This is a genomic window from Amycolatopsis sp. cg5 (assembly GCF_041346955.1).
Taxonomy (GTDB): Bacteria; Actinomycetota; Actinomycetes; order Mycobacteriales; family Pseudonocardiaceae; genus Amycolatopsis.
In genome coordinates, this window is the sequence record NZ_CP166849.1 from 361,060 (window position 1) to 378,713 (window position 17,654).

Here is a 17,654-nt window from a genome sequence, read left to right on the forward strand (position 1 = left end):
TCGGCTCCCCTTTTTGTCGTTTGCTCGAAGAGAGAATCGGTCGCCGAATGCCCGCTGTTACTGAGACATCAGCCGATCAGCCCGGCGAGCTTTTCCGCGCGCGCCGACCACGAGTGCGCACGCGCGACCCCGCGGCGCACCGACACCGCCGCGGGGTCACGCGCCTGGATGGCCGCCGCGAGCACCGCCTCGGCGAACGCCGCGGGACTGTCGGCCAATCGGATCTCGTCGGTTTCATCCGCGAGTCGCCTGCTCGCCGGCAGCTCGCTGCTGACCACCGGTTTCCCGGCGGCGAGGTACTCGAGCGTCTTCAGCGGGAAGGACGCGCGATTGAACGCCGAGTCCGCGTACGGGGTGAGCCCGACGTCGAACCTGGCGAGATACGGCAGCAGGTCGTCGAACGGCACAGGGCCGACGTAATGCACGTTTTCCCTGGCCAGCAAGGAATCCACGCGTGCCGGATACCAGCCGGGGTCACGCGGGCCGACCAGCAGCAAGCCGACCCCGGTGTCCGCGACGGCCTCCAGCAGCGCGAGGTCGATCCGGTCGGACAGCTGGCCGGACAGTCCCGCGACCGGGGTCGGGAAACCGTCCGGCAACGCGGCGGGCTCGACCTCGGCGAGGTAGGCGTCCGGCGCGCAGCCGTTGGGGAACAGCATCGGCTCCGGCCCGAGACCACGCCAGCGCGCGGCCAGCTCCGGGCCGACCGCGAGCACGAGATCCGCGCGCCGCAACGACTTCCGCTCCTCGCCTGCGACGCGGTCCCGGTCGAGCCGCATCAGCTCGGCGCCCGCGACCCAGTCGTCCGTGCCGTACAGGACGTCCACAGTGGACGATCCCCAGCGGCCGAGCACGTCGTGCGGCGAGCACGCCAGCACCGCACGCGGCCGCCTGCGCAGCCGCCGCAGTGCCCAGGCCAGCTGGGCACGCACCAGCGGCCAGGTCGTCGACCGGATGCCCGGCCTGGTCAGGCCGGGCAACGCGACCGGCGTGAGCCGCCCGATCGTGCTGGTGACCTCCCGCAGCACCGGCCGCCACTGGCGACCGGCCGAGGCCGCGACCCCGCGATAACGGTCGGGGGTCGCGGGGGAGACCGGCGGATCGACCCACAGGATGTCGAAATGCTCGGTCAGTGCCTCCGCCAGCTGGCGTTCGGAGCCCTTGACCCCGTCCCACGTCACCCCCGAGACGACGACCACCAGTCGCCGTCCCGGGGTACCGGCATCCGTCATGCGCTCGGCGAGAACACGACGTCGACCCAGTAGTTGCCGCCTCGGTAGGTCGAGTCCGGGAAGCCCGGTCCGACCTTGTACACGCCGTTCGGCGTGCCGCCTCCGGTCGCGGGCGCGGTCAGCGGTGCGCTGCTCACCCCGGTCTGCTCGAAGTAAAACGCGTTCGCCGAGTAGTGCCCGTTGGGCGCGGTGTACGAGGCGATGTAGCTCTGCCCCGCCGTGATGGCCACCGGTGCGTTGAACGTCAGCGTCTGCCAGCCCGACGCCGTCTCACCGGTGAACGTGCCGGTGGCCAGCTGCGTGCCGTCGGCCGTCCACAGTGAACCGGTGTGCGTGCCGGTGTTGCCCGTTCCCTTGTAGAACTTGACGCCGGTGACATTGCCGTCGACCGAAGAGCTGAACCGGACACCCAGTTCGAGCGAGGTGGCTTCGTCGGCCGACAGGATCGTCGGTGTCGTCGCCGCGCTGAACAGTGTGCAAGGACAGGTCTGCGTCGCCGCCGTGGTGAACGTCCACGTCGAGGCCGCCGGCATCGGGTTGCCGTTCGCGTCGGCGATCTTCATGCTCACCGCGTACGTCGTGCCCGCCACCAGCCTGGCCGCCGGCGTCCAGGTGACCGTCTTCTGGTCCGCGGACAGTGCGAGCGAGCCGGATAGCTTCGCCGAGCCGGGATCGGACAGCGAGAACTGCGCGCTGGTCAGGTCGACCGGTTCGCTGAACGTCGTGCTGACCGTGCCCGCCAACGGAGTTCCGGTGGCGCCCGGAGCCGGTGTGCGGTTCGTGATCGTCGGCGGCGTGGTGTCGCCGTTGAGCCCGTTCTGGAAGATCACGTCGACCCAGTAGTTGCTGGCGCGGTAGGTCGACGTCGGGAACCCGCCGCCACTGCCCGCCTTGTAGACGCCGTTTCCGCCGTCGACGCCGTCGGCCAGTCCGTGGATCGCCTGGTACGACTTCTCCGTGTCGAACCCGCCGTTGTCACCGGCCGGATGCCCGTTCGGCGCGTAGTACGAGACCACGTACGTCGTGTTCGCGCTGACGTTGACCGGCGAGCTGAAGTTCAGCGTCTGCCAGCCGATCGCGGACTCACCGCTGAACGTGCCCGTCGCGAGCCTCGTCCCGGTCGACGACCAGAGCGAGCCGGTGTGCGAGCCGGTGTTGCCCGCGCCCTTGTAGAAGCGGACGCCGAGCACCTGGCCCTTGGAGTCGAACCGGACCTTCGTGCCGACCTCGACCGGAGCCGTGTCGTACGGGTCGGCCGGGCTCGCCGGATGCGTGAAGTCGTCCCAGATCGTGCACGGACAGGCCGCCGGTCTCGGCGAACCGGTCTTGAACGTCCAGGTCACCGTGTTCGCCTGGTTACCCGAGGCGTCGGCGGCGTGCATCGTCGCGGTATAGGTCGTGCCCGGGTCCAAAGTGGAACTCGGGGTGAACGTCACCTTGCCGCCGTCGATCGAGATCGACCCGGCCTCCGAACCACCGGAGTAGGTCAGCGAGAACGTCACCGAACCCGGTGCGATGTTCTCGTCGTAGGTGACCGAGACCGGCGAGCTGAGCCCGATCGAGCTCTCGCCAGAGGCTGGCGAGGTCGACAGCATCACCGGCGCGCGGGTGTCCGGGCCGGGATCGAGCGCCCACACGACGTCCACCCAGTAGTTGGTGTCCCCATAGGACTGAGTGGGGAAGCCTGGTGAGCCGAAGCGGAACACGCCGTTCGGGCCGTCGATGCCGCTCTTGAGCGCGACGAGCGGATCCAGCGTCGCGCCCTTGTCCCTGAAGTAGGCGAGGTCGGACGCGTAATGGCCGGTCGGCGCGTAGTACGAGGCGACGTACGTGGTGCCCGCGGTGACCGGGACCGAGGTCGGCAGCGCGAGTGTCTGCCAGCCGTTCGTGGTCTCGCCGACGAAGGTGCCGGTGCCGAGCAGCTGACCGCCGGCCGTCCACAGTGAACCGGTGTGCGCGCCGGTGTTGTTCGCGCCCTTGTAGAACTTGATGCCCCGGACGTAGCCGTCGGAGCTGGCGCGGAACTTCACCCCGACCTCGACCGGGCCGTTGTCGGCCGTCGACGTGGTGCCCGGCACCGTCTGGTCGGTCCAGATGCTGCACGGGCAGCTGCGCGGGATGACCGTGATCTGCTTGGACACGGCGGCCGACAGGTTCGCCGAGTCGTCGACCGCGCGGACCTTGAGCACCGGGGTGCCCGCGGTCTCCGGCACGAAGGTGTAGTTCCAGTTCGTGGTGCCCGCCGTCCACGTCGCCGAGTGCCAGGTGGTGCCGTTGTCCGTCGACACCTCCACCCCCGCGACCTGGCCGCCGCCGTTGTCGGAGACGGTGCCGGAGAAGGTGTAGTTGCTGCCGACGGCGGTCGCCTGCGCGTTCGTGATGGCGACGGTGGGCGCGAGCGTGTCGAGGCTGGCGGTCGCGGGCACCAGCCCGGCCTGCAGCGTCGAAGCCTGCACACCCATGTCCGCCAGCAGGTTGATCGTCGCCTGCTTGATCCGGATGTCGGAGGTGGCTTCGACCTGCCAGTCGAACGCGTGCGCGTCGTCGAGACCCCAGGCCCACTGCACGGTGCCCGCGCCGAACACCAGCGCGCCGCTGGGCTGGTAGCGGTAGTAGGTCAGCGCGTGCGTCTTCGTGCCGGTGCCGTAGGTGTCGCCGTAGTCCTTCAGCACGTAGTTGCCGTCGTTGATGTTGACCGTGGTGCGGGAGAGCTGGGCGACACCGGCCGGCTGGAAGCCGTTGTCCTCCACCGTGTCCCACTCGTAGCCGAGCGTGCCCGGCTTGAACGTGTAGATGTTGCCCGGCGCCAGGTTCGCCAGCGACGTGCCGCGCCAGAGCCGCATCTTGCCGTACGCGGCAGGCACGCTCATCGAGTCGGTCCGGCGGCCGTTGACGGTGAAGATCTGGCCCAGCAGCGAGTTCTCCGGCCTGCCGCCGTCGGACGGCGGGCTGAAGCGGGGATCACGCCAGGTGCCCGTCCACTGCGCGTTCGGGTCGATCTTGGCGCTCGCCTTGGTCTCCTTGTAGCAGACCACCGTGCGCCAGTCGTTCGTCGACTGGCCGATGCTCGGCTCCCACCGGGTCTTCCAGAAGATCTCGTTGCCGGTGAAGAAGGCCATGTTGACGCCCGCGGCGCGGGCCGCCTCGACGTTGTTGCGCTGCTCGTTCGACCAGTACTCGTCGTGCCCGACGGCCATGAACACCTTGTGGTTGGTGATCAGGTTGCCGCGCCTGGCCGTGTCGGTGTCCGTGGTGTAGCTGAGGTCGTAGCCGTTGGCCTCGAGGAACTTCAGCATCGGGACTTCGGCGTTGAAGATGTAGTTGTCGTCGCCCTGGCCGTAGAGCGGCCGGTTGTAGCTCACCTTGTACGCGGCGCCCTGCGCGCCGGGACCGGTGCCGCCGTAGAGGCTGTTCCCGCCCTGTCCTGAGTAGACACCGCCGTTCGGCATCCGCCCGGTTTGCCCGCCGTAGGCGTTATAGGCCTGCCAGGTGGAATCCGAGGTCTGGAAGAGGATCTTCGAGGTGCTGGTGTCGTCACGGATGACGAAGGCGATCTCGTTCTCGCCGCCGGTGTCGTCACGGCGCAGAACGGCGTAGTACAGCCCGGAAACGGCCGTGGACGGCACGTTCCAGGTGACCGAGGGCGCCCAGTTGCCGCAGTCGACGAGGCCGGTGGCGGCCTCGGTCTGGCAGGCGGGCTGCACCTGCGCACCGTTACGCGCGAGCGTCTGCACGAGCCGCGCGCCGTCGTTGTTGTAGTACCCCAGGCGGAAGATGTCGATGTGGTAGTTCACGGCGTTGGTGTTCACCTTGAACGTGACGGTGCCACCCGGCGCCGAGCTGATGTCCGTGGTGAAGCCGTGGATGGTGTCGTCGAACGAGGCGACCTGCCAGTTCGGCGTGCCGGTCTGCGTGTTCTCGCAGGCGACCTTGTTGGTGACCGGCGCCGTGCAGGGCGCGGCGGCGGCAGGCGTCGCCAGCAGAGTCGAGGCCGGGATCGCCATCAGTAGGCCTGCCACCACACCCATGGTCGCGGAGAGTGCGGTCCCCCTTGCGGTCCGGCTGCGTCTGAATCCGGGCAGCCGGAATGGGAACGATAGCATCACAATTGCTCCAGTCACCGTATTCGGTTCCCGCATCTGGTCGGTTGCGAAATCGACGGTGACCGCACTCTCGTTACAGAATTCCAGCTCCAGCGGGTTTTTCAACTGCCACAGTTCGGTAACGCACTAATTCGCACATGCGCCTTCACGCATTGTTCTCGTTGCCGTCAACCTGTGAATTCCCACAGCCGGGTTGTTCCGCACCAGCCGCCGATCAGGTGACGTTCCGCGGCACCAGCACCGGCGAGTCCGGATCGAGCACCTCGACCCGCAGGTCGATCGACGCCTTGTCCACGCAGCTGCCCGTTCGGGCATCCCAAATCCAGTGGTGGCGGGGGCATTCGATCTTGCCGTCGCTGATCTCGGCGAACGTCAGGTCCTCGCCGGCGTGCGGGCAGAACCGCTGGATCCGCAGGCCGTCGCGCTCGATCGTTTCCGTGTTCTGCCGCTCACGGAGCATCTGCATGGTCTGCGCCGGGTGGTTTCCGTAACGGAGCAGTCCCATGAATGTGAGATCGAATACATCGGGCTCGCGGTGCAGGCCGAGTCGCATCGAAAGCAGCGCCTCTTCCCAACCGGTCTTACCGTCGACGATCAGCCTGAGCACCCTCGGTGACACCAAGAGTGTGTAAGCGGGGTCATAAGGCTCTTCGCCCTCGATGACGAAGTGCTCGGCGAGCTTGCCCAGACGGACGTCCCAATTGTCCGTGCCCGCGATGAGCCGGATGTCCTTGCTGTAGTCGCCGAGGAATCGCTTGTTCCACTGCTGCAGGGTGCCGAAGTACTTCTCGATCTCTTCCATCGTGACCTGCGGCTCTGCGCCGGCGTAGAACGCCTCCCACTCGTCGCGCCGCCGCTCGCGGTACGCGTCGAGGTCTTCGTCCAGTTTGGACTCCGGAGCGCGATCGGCAACCGCTTTGCCCGACTCGATCCGGATGTGGTCGCCGGGACCGATCCGGATGACCTCGGCCTCCGGGCACGCCGCGGTGAACCCGTCGGCCACCTGGTCCCACACGGGGAAGATGGTGGCGTCACGGTCGTTGTAGGCCGCCAGTTCCGGGTCGAGGAAGCAGGCCGGGCCCGCCGACGGCAGGAACGCCTTGGCGCCGGTCAGCTTCACCTTGCGGTACAGCGTGTCCATGAGGTCGTCGCGGACGCCCGCGACCTTCTCCGCCATCACCCGCGCGGGGTAGTCGTAGCAGTTCGGGTACCACATGGCGCCGGAGAACTGGGCCGCCAGCAGGTCGATCTCCGACGGCAGCTCGGACATCGGGGTGTTGCAGTCGTTGAGGTCGAGGAAGCGGTAGCCGCCGATGTCGACCAGCAGCCCGCTGTCCTCTTTGTGACTGGTGTCCAGGTAGATCGTCGCGGTGAAGCCTTCGGCGAGTTCGTAGGACTCCTTGTGGTCGAGCGCGACCACGTTCTCGAAGCCCAGCGCCTTGAACTGCTTCACCATGATCTTCGAGCGGTACTTCGCCACCAAGACAGTGATGTCGCGGGGGAGCTGCTCCAGCAGCTTCTCGTCGAAGTGGTCCTCGTGCGCGTGCGACACGTACAGATAGTCGAACCCGCCGCCGACCACGTCCGGCAGCAGCGCGCGGTTGTCCGGGTACGGGAACCACGACTGCAGGAACGCCGGGTAGAACCACGGGTCCATCAGCAGCCTGGTGCCCGCGTGCTCGACGACGAACCCGGCGTGACCGAGATAGCGGATGCTGGACATGCTCTGTGTTCCCCGATCACTCATGCGTTCGTGGTGCTCTTCGCCCACCACTCGACCAGACCGCGCAGGCCGTCGTCGAGCCCGATCTCCGGCTGCCAGCCGAGATCGCGGGCGGCGGCCGAGATGTCCGCGAGCCTGCGCGTCACCCCGCCCATCTTGCGCTCCGGGCCGTGCTCCGGCTCCAGGTCCGACCCCATCGCGGCGAGCAGCGCGAGCGCGAGCTCACGCAGGCTGGTTTCCTGGGCGCTGGCGATGTTGTACACCGTGTCGGTGACGTCGGCCCGCGCGGCGAGCAGGTTCGCCCGCGCGATGTCGTGCACGTGCACGAAGTCCATGGTCTGCGCGCCGTCGCCGAAGATCAGCGGGGCCTCGCCGCGCGCGACGCGCTCCATCCAGCGGATCAGCACCTCGGTGTACAGGCCGTGCACGTCCATCCGCGGTCCGTAGACGTTGAAGTACCGCAGCGCGACGTAGTCGAGGCCGTACATGGCGTGGAAGCTGCGCAGCATGCCCTCGTTGAACGCCTTGGCGGCGCCGTAGAAGGTGTCGTTGTTGTACGGGTGGTGGCGCTCGGTGGTCGGGAAGACCTCGGCCAGTCCGTAGATCGACGCGGTCGACGAGGTCACGACCTTCTTGACGCCCTTGGCCGCGGCGGCCTCGTAGACGGTGAACGAACCGTCCACCAAGGACTCGAGCGCCAGCCTCGGCTGCTCGGCGCACTGGGTGATCCGCAGCGCGGCGAGGTGGAAGACGACGTCCTTGCCGTCGGTCAGCTCGTGCACCAGGCCGGGGTCGTTGATGTCGCCCTCGACCAGCTGGACCTTGTCACCCGCCGCTTCGACGGCCTCGGCGAGGTTCTCGCGGCGGCCGCGCACCAGGTTGTCCAGCACCACGATCTCGGCCGCGCCCGCCGCGGCGAGCTGGTCGACCACCGCCGAGCCGATGGTCCCGGCACCGCCGGTGACCAGGAATCGCTGTCCTTCGATCGGCTGCGCCGCGGTCACACTCGCTCCTCTTGCTTGACGTTGATGAAGATTCCACCGCGGCGCAGGCTTTCCGACGCCGCTTCCAGCAGCGCGAGCACCCGCAGCCCGGAGTGGCCGTCGGTGAGCGGCCGCCGATCCTGGGTGATCGACTCCGCGAACTCGGCCATCACCGCGCGCAGTGCCTCGCGTTCACCGAGTGCGGGCGCGACCATGTCGCCGACCCGGTAGGACACGATCGTCCGCGCCCGCTTCTCCTCGGTGAGCTCACCGGCGGGCGACCTGTCGACGCCTCTGTCGTAAATGGACAGTCGCTGGCTCGGGTTGAGGTCGTCCCAAACGACTGTCTTGGCCGATCCGCCGATCACCATCGTCCGGATCTTCGTCGGCGAAAGCCAGTTCGCGTGCACGTGAGCCATGCCACCATGGCTCAACCGCAGCGTGAGGTGCGCCACACAGGCCTTTCCGGCGCCGATCGGGTCGGAGCCGTGCGCGGCCACCTCGGTGACGTGGACGTCCTTCGGCAGGATCGCGTCGAAGATCGACAGGTCGTGCGGCGCGAGGTCCCACAGCACGTCCACATCGGGCTGGACGAGCCCGAGGTTGATGCGCACCGAGTCCAGGTACTGGATGGTGCCGAGCTCGCCGTCGGCGATGATCTCGGCCAGGTGCCGCACGGCCGGGGTGTAACAGAAGGTGTGGTCCAGCATCAGCTTCAGGCCACGGGAATCCGCCGCCTCGACCAGTTTGCGGCCGTCCGCGTAGTTGGCGGCCAACGGCTTTTCGACGAGCACGTGCTTGCCCGCTTCGAGCGCGGCCATCGCCACCGGCAGGTGGGTGGCGGCGGGCGTCGCGATAGCGACCGCGTGCACCGCGGGATCGGCCAGCACTTCTTCGAGTGAGTCCGAGACCCGCACGGTCGAATAGTCACCGAGCACCCGGCGCGCGCGTTCCGCGTCGAGGTCACACAGATATTCGAGCTTGAGTCCGGAAGTTGCTTGCGCATTCCGGACGAGGTTGGGTCCCCAGTAACCGGCGCCGATTACGGCAAGCCCGATGGCGGCAGACAAGACGATCCCCGTTTTCCCGGGCACGAACGGCCACGACGATCGTTGATTCGCAGAGCCACTGCCCGCTGTTACAACTCACCCAACTGCGCGCGCCCTTGGTGGGTGTAACGACCCACACCGAATGGGCGAATCATGATTAGCCGCGGCCGCCCACGCCACGCCTGAAGCGAGGATCCGCAATGACGACGAAGCACCTCCTCCGGCGCACCAGCGCCATCGCCGGCTTGGCTCTCCTCACCGGGGCCGGGTCGGTGCTCACCGCAGTTCCCGCGCTGGCGGACCCGTTGCCCGAGGTCTCGCTCAGCGTTTCGCAGTCGACCGTTCACCCCGGCGACACCTTCACGGTCACCGAGACCATCAACAACATCAACGATTTCACCGTGCTGCACCCGGCGGCCGTGCTGGTGACGCTGCCGGACGCGCTGCAGACCTACGCCTCGCTGCAGGGCTGCTCGGGTTCGGTCGCCGGTTCCTGTGTCGCGACCAGCGGCGGGTACAAGTTCGTCCTCGCCGAGGCGATGGACCAGCACACCGGCGGCGTCACGTCGTTCACCTTCAAGGTCGCCGACAACGCGCCGGACCTCACCGAGACGCTGCGCGGCCAGCTGGTCGGCAGCAACTACGCCTCGGAACCGGTGAACGGCCCGACGATCACCATCGACGCGAGCGCCGACACGGCCGTCTCGGTCAACGTCACCCCGCGCCCCGGTCTGCTCAGCGGCCGCTTCGACTTCGCGGTCAAGGTCACCAACGGCGGCCCCGGCGTGATCCGTAACGCCAAGATCACGACCACGTTGCCGCTCGGCCTCTCCACCAACGCCAGCGGCGCCTGCGTTCCCAGCGCGGGCAAGGCCGTGTGCACGTTCAACGGCGTGGCCAACGGCGACAGCTCGACCGCGAACTTCTCGGTCCCCTTCGGACTGTTGACGGTCGGCCTGCCGTTCGAGTTCAAGACCTCGCGCACCTCATCGGACTCGCGTGACCCGAACGCGGCCAACGATTCGGTGACGACGACCTGCACGGTGGTCACCCCGCTGCTGGTGAACTGCTACCAGGGTGGTGGCGGCGGTGCCGCCAAGATGGCGGCTTCGGTCATGCAGAGCTTCGCCAACCTCAAGGTGGTCGCGAAGAACCTGAAGCCGGCGGTCCACCGCCGTTAAAGCACTTCGGTGAGGTCCTTGACCGCCGTCACCTCGGCGGCATGGATCTCCCGCAGCCGCGAACCGAGGTCGGTCAAGATCCCGTTCACCTGTTCATCGGTGAACGGGATCTCTGCGTCGTAGTGCGCACGCACCCGCCACAGCTCGGCACCGGCCTCGGCGGCCGCCTCGACGCCCTCGTCACCGCCGCGCACGCCGTTCGAGACGGTGGCGGTGAGGTCACGCATCCAGCCGAACTCGGTGACATGCTTGGGAAAAGCGGCTTCCGCCAGCTCGTCCCACTGCGTCGCGATGGCCCGCCACGGCTCGGCCTGCTCGGCGAGCGCCTCGTTGTCCAGCAGCGTTCCCGCCTCGGCGAGCGAGTCGGCGAAGAGGTCGCGTGAGTGCCCGCCGGACGTGCCCGCGGTGGTGACGCCTTCCCAGACCGTCAGCAGGGTGCCGACCAGTCCGCGCCGGGTGGCGAAGACCGTCGGCCAGCCCTTCGGCCCGCGTTCATCGGTCATCGACTTGGCCCAGCGATCCCAGGTGGGCAACGCGAACGAGTTCGAAGTGCCGGAAAGCCTTTGCGCGCAATCGGTCAAGCCCGCGTGCACGGCTTTCTCAAGATCCTCGATCGGCCCCGGCTCGATGCTGAACAGAAGGTTCTTGTACGACCCGACGCGTGCGCGCGCGGCGTCGAACTTGGCTCGGTCGACGGTCAACGGCTTGAGATTGCGGTCGTCGACGAGGACCTTGCCGTCCTCCTCGCCATACGCGACCACGAAGTGCCCGCCATGGCCGTTGAGCTTCTCCGGCAGGTGCCGGTACCCGAGACTCTGCTGATCGGGCAGCACGATGACCGGCTCGTTGTCCTTCAGCGCGGCCGAAAGCCGTTTCGCCGCACCACGTTTCCCGCCGGTCGTGTGGATCTCGGCCTTGAGCCCCAGCCTGTCCAAAGTAGACTCAAGCCAGGCACGTGGATACTGCCACTGGTTCCGGAACGCGACGACCAGCGTCGCGTCCACCTCCCGCGCGAACTCGAACAGGATGTACCCGGCCCCGATCCCGCCGGACGCCGCGAACACCAGCGCCTCGCTGACCTCGTCACCCCGCGCGGCCAGCACGTTCGCCACTGCGGCGACATCGGCCTGCCTGCCACCTCTGAGCCGGTACTCGCTCTCCATACCCAGACATTTTGCCACGCCGATGTCAGGGATTCGTGAGCGTTTTCGCCGATTGGTCCTCGGGTCAGAAATCCTTGATCAGCGAGACTCGGCCGTGCAGCGGATCGCTTACGTAGACCCACTTCGTCTTCTGGTCGACGGCGATGTCGCCCGGGTTGATGCCGAGCGGCAGTTCGCCCGCGAGCGCGCCGGACAGGCCGTCGAGCTTGACGATGCCGTTCGGGCCGCCGTTGGTGTAGATCGTGTTGGAGCCCTCGTGCACCGCGACCGAGGACGCCTCGCTGCGCAACAAGATCGTCTTGCGCTCGGACTTGCTGTTGCTGTCGACGAGCGACATGTGGTGGATGCCGGAGTTCGCGACGTAGATCGTCCCGCTCGCGCGGTGCACCGCGACCCCGACCGGTTTGCTGCCGACCGGCACGCTGGCGATGAACGTGTTGGTCACCGCGTCGAACACCTCGACGCCGTCGGTCGTCGGGCTGGCGAACGAGACGAGCTTGCGGCCGGAGTCGACGGCGATCCCGGCGAGTGACTTCACCCGGCCGGGCACCTGGGTGAGCTGGGTGGCGCTGACCCCGTCGATCACCGAGACCGCGCCGGTGGTCCTGCTGCCCGCGTACACCTTGTTCGCCGCCTCGTCGACGCCGACGGACGCCGCGCCGTCACCCGCGCTGATCGTGCTGACCACGACGTTGTTGCCGCCGTCGACCACGGCGACCGTCCCGTTGGCCGGGTTCGCGACGTAGACGCGGTTGGTCGTGCTGTCCACGGCGATGCCCGCCGGGGTGCCGCCGATCGGGATGATCGCCGAGACGGTCGCGCTGCGTGAGTCGATCACCGTGATCGCGCCGGTCGACGGATCGCTCACGTACGCGAGCCCGGTGGCCGGGTTGACCGCGATCGAAGTCGGCTCGCCACCCACGTCGATGCTGATGACCTGTGACGCCTGGGCAGGCGCGGCCAGTAGCGCGGTACTCGCGAGCACCGCGGCGAACATCCGGAGCATCGACGCCTCACCTGTGGTCGGTGGTTCACTGATTGCGGATCGTCACCGTTGGACCCTAACCCCGGACCTCGCGCGGCAGCAGGTGAAGGAACTTCAGATCCCCCGATCGCGTTGTTTCCGGTGGGTAACCCACGGATCGCGGGAGAGGAGCGGCCGAGAGTGCACAAGCATCAGAACGGACTCAAGACCGTGCTCCTGCTCGGCGTGCTGAGCGCGATGATCATCGGCGTCAGCTCGCTGTTCGGCCGTGGCGCGCTGGTCATCGGCCTGATCGTCGCGCTGGGCTTCAACGCCTTCGCGTACTTCAGCTCGGCCAAGCTGGCACTGCGCGCCATGCACGCCAGGCCGGTTTCCGAGGCCGAGCAGCCCGCGATGTACCGGATCGTCCGCGAGCTCGCGACCACGGCCCGCCAGCCCATGCCCCGCCTCTACATCAGCCCCACGCAGGCGCCGAACGCCTTCGCGACCGGCCGCGACCCTCGCCACGCCGCGGTCTGCTGCACCAGCGGGATACTCGACCTGCTCGACGAGCGCGAGCTGCGTGCCGTGCTCGGGCACGAGCTGTCCCACGTCTACAACCGCGACATCCTGATCTCCTGCATCGCCGGCGCGATGGCCAGCGTGATCAGTGTCATCGCCAACATCGCGATGTTCACCGGCCTGTTCAGTGGCAACCGCGACGGCGACAATCCGTTCGTCGCGATCCTGCTCGTGCTGGTCGGGCCGATCGCCGCCGGAATCATCAAAATGGGGGTCAGTCGTTCGCGTGAATATCAGGCCGACGCGTCCGGCGCCGAACTCACCGGCGATCCACTCGGCCTCGCGTCCGCGCTCCGTAAATTGGAGCTGGGCACCCGCGCGGCGCCTTTGGTCGCCGAGCCCGCGTTGATCTCGCAGTCGCATTTGATGATCGCGAACCCGTTCCGCCCCGGCGAGTCGCTTTCGCGGATGTTCGCCACCCATCCGCCGATGGCCGAGCGCATCCGCCGCCTCGAGGAAATGGCGCGCCGCCAGAGCTGACCCTTCTTTCACGGCTGCCGAAGCGGTTTGGTTCACCGCCACGAAGAAGGTCCCGACCAGCGAAAACACGGTCACGGATGGCGTAGCGGCCGCCGCTCGATCGGCGGTGTCCCGCGTACGACGCCGACCGGAACCTAGGTTTCATGGACTACAGTCTCATCCGGCGGATGGCCGCGGAACTGGCAGGCACGACCCTCTTGTGTGGCTTCGGTATCGGCGCGGCGGTGGCCGTCAGCGTGGCGAAGACCGGCGGCCCAGGACTATTGACAGTCGCGCTGGCGCACGGTTTGGCGCTGGCCGTCGCGATTTACGCCTTCGGTTCCGTTTCCGGCGCGCATTGCAATCCCACGGTCACCATCGCATTGGCATCCCGTGGCAGATTCCCTTGGCGTGAGGTGCCCGGTTATGTCGTCGCCCAAATAGCGGGTGGTGTGCTCGGCGCATCGCTTGTTTTCGCTTCTTATGGCGGCACCGCGATCGACGCAGGGCTCGGCGCGACCACCTACAGCGGCAACTTCGGGCACGCGCTCGTCGCTGAGGCGCTCGGCGCGGCGATCCTGGTCACCGCCGTCTTCGCGCTCGCCGTCGCGCCGACGGCGCCGAAAGGCCTGTTCGGACTCGGCATCGGCCTCGCGCTGGCCACCCAGATCATGGCGTTCGGCCCGGCCAGCGGCGCTTCGGTGAACTTCGCCCGCACCTTCGGCCCTGACGCGGTGCTCTCGCTCGCCGGCGGCTCGGTCGCCTGGGGTCAGCTGCTGGTTTACCTGATCGCCCCGATCGTCGGCGGGCTCGTCGCGGCGTTCGTCGCCGACCGTGTCGGCTCGGCGGCAACCGTCGAGGAACCCGAAGTATTCCCGGCTCCCATGGTCTGAGAACCAGGGCCCGCCCGCCGAAAACGGGAGTTCACTGGGGTCATGGCTTCCTCGGAACTCCATTTCGGTGTGGCGATCGACGGCGCCGGGTACCACCCGGCCGCCTGGCGGGCCTCCGGTGTCGAGCCCGCCGCGCTCTTCACCGTCGGCCCCTACTTAGCTGCCGCGGGGCTTGCCGAGTCCGCGAAGCTGGACTTCGTCACCCTGGACGACTCGCTCGGTGTTCAGCCGGGCGAGTCGTCCGTCGTCCGTGGCCGGTTGGACGCGCTGCTCACCCTCGCCGCGCTCGGCCCGGTCACGCACTCGATCGGCCTCGTGCCGACGGTCACGACCACGCACATCGAGCCGTTCCACGTCTCGACCGCGGTCGCCACGCTCGACCACGTCAGCCGTGGCCGCGCCGGCGTGCTCGCGGTTCCGTCTCGCACCGAGGCCGAGGTCAGGCACTTCGGCAGGCGCACGCTGCCGTCGGCGTCGGAAGCACGGGTCGAGAACACCGAGGTCATCGACGTCGTCACCCGGCTTTGGGACAGCTGGGAGGACGACGCGATCGTCCGCGACGAGCCGACCGGCCGGTTCATCGACCGCGACAAGCTGCACTACGTCGACTTCGAAGGCACCTTCTTCAGTGTGAAGGGCCCGTCGATCACGCCGCGCCCGCCACAGGGACACCCCGTGGTCGCGACCTACGGCGAAGACCACGACCTGCTCATCGAAGGAAAGACACTCGCGATCGTCTCCGTGCTGCTAGGGGAGACCGAACAGCACGCACTCGACCGTCGACGGCAGCTCGATTCCTTGTATGGCAACGAGTTTCGGCCACCTGGCCGTGACTTCGTCGGCACTCCAGCAGCTCTCGCGGCCGCGCTGCGTGTGTGGTCGACCGGCGTCGACGGCTTCCTGATCCGGCCCGCCGTGCTGCCGGACGACTTGGAGCTGTTCGCGAACGAGACCGTTCCCGAGCTGCGGCGCGCGGGTCTCATCCGTGAGGACTACACCGGCACCACGCTGCGCGAACACCTCGGCCTCGCCAAGCCCGCGAACCAGTACCAGGGAGTCTGAGATGCCCAAGCAGATCAAGCTCGCCGCGCACTTCCCCGGGGTCAACAACACCACCGTCTGGAGCGATCCACGCTCCGGCAGCCAGATCGACTTCGCGTCCTTCGAGCACATGGCCCGTACCGCCGAGCGTGGCAAGTTCGACTTCATCTTCCTCGCCGAGGGCCTGCGCCTGCGTGAACACGCGGGCAAGATCCTCGACTCCGACGTGGTCGGCAGGCCCAACACCACGACGGTGCTCGCCGCGCTGTCCGCGGTCACCAGCAGGCTCGGGCTCGCGGGCACGCTGTCGTCGACGTTCAACGAGCCGTACGAGGTCGCCCGCCAGGTGTCCACTTTGGACCACCTGTCCGGTGGTCGTGCCGCGTGGAACGTGGTGACCTCGCCGGACGCGTTCACCGGCCAGAACTTCCGCCGCGGCGGCTTTCTCAAGCGCGAGGACCGCTATCAGCGCGCGGAGGAGTTCCTGACCACCGTCCGTGAGCTGTGGGACAGCTGGGCGCCGGACGCGTTCGTCGGGGACAAGAAGCAGGGCGTCTTCGTGCGCGAGGTCGGCCGTTTTGTCCACAGTGGACCGCAATTCGACATCGAGGGCGAGTTCACGTTGCCGCGTACGCCGCAGGGGCAGCCGATCGTCATCCAGGCGGGCGATTCCGACGAGGGGCGTGAGTTCGCGGCCAAATCCGCCGACGTCATCTTCTCGCGACACGGCACGCTCGAAGACGGTCAGGCATTCTTCACCGACGTCAAGCGTCGCCTCGCCGCGTACGGACGCTCGTACGAAGACCTGCTGATCATGCCCGCCGCGACCTTCGTGCTCGGCGACACCGAGGAGGAGGCGCACGAGTACGCCCGCGAGATCCGCTACCAGCAGGTCCGCCCGGCGACCGCGATCCAGTTCCTCGAACAGGTCTGGCGCCGCGACCTCAGCGAATACGACGCCGACGGGCCGCTGCCCGAGGTCGACCCCGATCCCGACGCCGAGCCGCTGACCTGGGGCCGCGTCCAGCACGACAAGGACAACCTGGAGACCGCACGCAAGTGGCGTGCGCTCGCGGAGGAGAAGAAGCTCTCCATCCGCGAGCTCGTCATCGAGGCCACGACGCGCCAGCAGTTCATCGGCACGCCGCAGCAGGTCGCGCACACCGTCAACGACTACGTGCAGTCCGACGCGGCCGACGGCTTCGTGCTGGTCCCGCACCTGACACCGGGCGGGCTCGACGAGTTCGCCGACAAGGTCGTCCCGCACCTGCAGGAGCTAGGCGTCTTCCGGGCCGACTACACCGGGAACACCCTGCGCGAGCATCTGTTCAGCCAGTAGCTCCGGCGGTACGCGCGACGTTCATCAGGTATTCGCCATAGCCCGACTTCGCGAGCTTGCTGCCGAGCGCGAAGCACTGGTCGGCGTCGATGAAACCCATGCGCAGCGCGACTTCTTCAAGACACGCGATGCGCACGCCGGTGCGGTGTTCGAGCACCTGCACGAAGGTGCCCGCCTCCAGCAGCGAGTCGTGCGTGCCGGTGTCGAGCCAGGCGAAACCGCGGCCGAGGTCGACCAGCGCGGCGCGGCCTTCCTTCAGGTAGGTCATGTTGACGTCGGTGATCTCAAGCTCGCCACGGGGTGACGGCTTGAGGTCGCGCGCGATGTCGACGACCTGGTTGTCGTAGAAGTACAGGCCGGTGATCGCCTTGTTGGAGCGCGGCTTCGCGGGCTTCTCCTCGATGGAGAGCAGCTTGCCGTCCGCGTCGACCTCGCCGACGCCGTAGCGCTCGGGGTCCTTGACCGGGTAGCCGAACAGCACGCAGCCGTCCAAAGTGGACACGGCGTTCTGCAGCCTGCTCGAGAAACCCTGGCCGTAGAAGATGTTGTCGCCCAGCACGAGCGCGACCTCGTCGTCACCGATGAAGTCGGCGCCGATGATGAACGCCTCGGCCAGCCCGTTCGGCGCGGCCTGCTCGGCGTAGGAGAGTTCGAGGCCGAACTGGCTGCCGTCGCCGAGCAGCTTCTCGAAGTTCGGCAGGTCGGCCGGGGTCGAGATGATCAGGATCTCGCGGATGCCCGCGAACATCAGCACCGAGATCGGGTAATAGATCATCGGCTTGTCGTAGACCGGCAGCAGCTGCTTCGAGATCGCCTGGGTGATCGGATGAAGGCGCGTCCCGCTGCCCCCGGCCAGAACGATCCCCTTCATCGATGACTCCTTCGTTGCGACATCCCCTTGGCGCGTTCACCCTACCGGGTCTCATTTACATACATACTGTT

At 67.7% G+C, this 17,654-nt stretch carries 13 protein-coding genes; 5 read left to right on the plus strand and 8 right to left on the minus strand.

The features are described from left to right. Positions 1 to 68: 68 nt before the first annotated feature. From AB5J62_RS01870 to AB5J62_RS01890, 5 genes are all read right to left on the minus strand, one after another. Positions 69 to 1,232 carry a glycosyltransferase gene (locus AB5J62_RS01870; RefSeq protein WP_370946362.1) on the minus strand — a complete coding sequence of 388 codons (1,164 nt, stop codon included), beginning with the start codon at positions 1,230 to 1,232 and terminating at the stop codon, positions 69 to 71. Beyond that, complete coding sequence (locus tag AB5J62_RS01875; protein WP_370946363.1) at positions 1,229 to 5,251, minus strand: DUF4082 domain-containing protein; 4,023 nt, start codon at positions 5,249 to 5,251, stop codon at positions 1,229 to 1,231. The genes AB5J62_RS01870 and AB5J62_RS01875 overlap by 4 nt, the downstream gene beginning before the upstream one ends. A gap of 298 nt (positions 5,252 to 5,549) precedes the next feature. Continuing rightward, positions 5,550 to 7,058 (minus strand): MBL fold metallo-hydrolase, encoded by a 1,509-nt coding sequence (locus AB5J62_RS01880; protein ID WP_370946364.1) that lies wholly within the window; start codon positions 7,056 to 7,058, stop codon positions 5,550 to 5,552. 20 nt (positions 7,059 to 7,078) lie between these two features. Continuing rightward, entirely contained in the window at positions 7,079 to 8,062 is a 984-nt protein-coding gene (locus AB5J62_RS01885; RefSeq protein ID WP_370946365.1) for an SDR family NAD(P)-dependent oxidoreductase, read from the minus strand. Continuing rightward, entirely contained in the window at positions 8,059 to 9,111 is a 1,053-nt protein-coding gene (locus AB5J62_RS01890; RefSeq protein ID WP_370946366.1) for a Gfo/Idh/MocA family protein, read from the minus strand. Before AB5J62_RS01890 ends, AB5J62_RS01885 begins: the two co-directional genes overlap by 4 nt. A gap of 179 nt (positions 9,112 to 9,290) precedes the next feature. On the opposite strand from AB5J62_RS01890, the gene AB5J62_RS01895 reads away from it, so the two are divergent. Then, on the plus strand, positions 9,291 to 10,271 hold the full coding sequence (locus AB5J62_RS01895) for a hypothetical protein (RefSeq protein ID WP_370946367.1): 981 nt from the start codon (positions 9,291 to 9,293) through the stop codon (positions 10,269 to 10,271). Here AB5J62_RS01895 and AB5J62_RS01900 read toward each other — a convergent pair. Then, complete coding sequence (locus AB5J62_RS01900) at positions 10,268 to 11,434, minus strand: BtrH N-terminal domain-containing protein (RefSeq protein ID WP_370946368.1); 1,167 nt, start codon at positions 11,432 to 11,434, stop codon at positions 10,268 to 10,270. The two genes, AB5J62_RS01895 and AB5J62_RS01900, sit on opposite strands and share 4 nt — an antisense overlap. A 64-nt stretch (positions 11,435 to 11,498) precedes the next feature. After that, entirely contained in the window at positions 11,499 to 12,440 is a 942-nt protein-coding gene (locus AB5J62_RS01905; protein ID WP_370946369.1) for a YncE family protein, read from the minus strand. Between the two features lie 159 nt (positions 12,441 to 12,599). Between AB5J62_RS01905 and htpX the strand changes: the two genes are divergently transcribed. The 4 genes from htpX to AB5J62_RS01925 all read left to right on the plus strand — a co-directional run bounded on the left by htpX (position 12,600) and on the right by AB5J62_RS01925 (position 16,712). Continuing rightward, positions 12,600 to 13,460, plus strand: coding sequence for a zinc metalloprotease HtpX (gene htpX / locus AB5J62_RS01910; protein ID WP_370946370.1), 861 nt, complete (start codon positions 12,600 to 12,602; stop codon positions 13,458 to 13,460). Positions 13,461 to 13,603: 143 nt separating this feature from the next. Further along, positions 13,604 to 14,332: an MIP/aquaporin family protein gene (locus AB5J62_RS01915; protein ID WP_370946371.1), complete on the plus strand. Its 729-nt coding sequence runs from the start codon at positions 13,604 to 13,606 to the stop codon at positions 14,330 to 14,332. A 42-nt stretch (positions 14,333 to 14,374) separates the two neighbouring features. Beyond that, complete coding sequence (locus AB5J62_RS01920; protein ID WP_370946372.1) at positions 14,375 to 15,394, plus strand: LLM class flavin-dependent oxidoreductase; 1,020 nt, start codon at positions 14,375 to 14,377, stop codon at positions 15,392 to 15,394. A gap of 1 nt (position 15,395) precedes the next feature. After that, positions 15,396 to 16,712, plus strand: a complete 1,317-nt coding sequence (locus tag AB5J62_RS01925) for an NtaA/DmoA family FMN-dependent monooxygenase (protein ID WP_370946373.1) — start codon at positions 15,396 to 15,398, stop codon at positions 16,710 to 16,712. Here the strand turns inward: AB5J62_RS01925 and rfbA are convergent. Then, complete coding sequence (rfbA, locus tag AB5J62_RS01930; RefSeq protein WP_370946374.1) at positions 16,702 to 17,583, minus strand: glucose-1-phosphate thymidylyltransferase RfbA; 882 nt, start codon at positions 17,581 to 17,583, stop codon at positions 16,702 to 16,704. The genes AB5J62_RS01925 and rfbA overlap by 11 nt on opposite strands. Positions 17,584 to 17,654 lie beyond the last annotated feature (71 nt).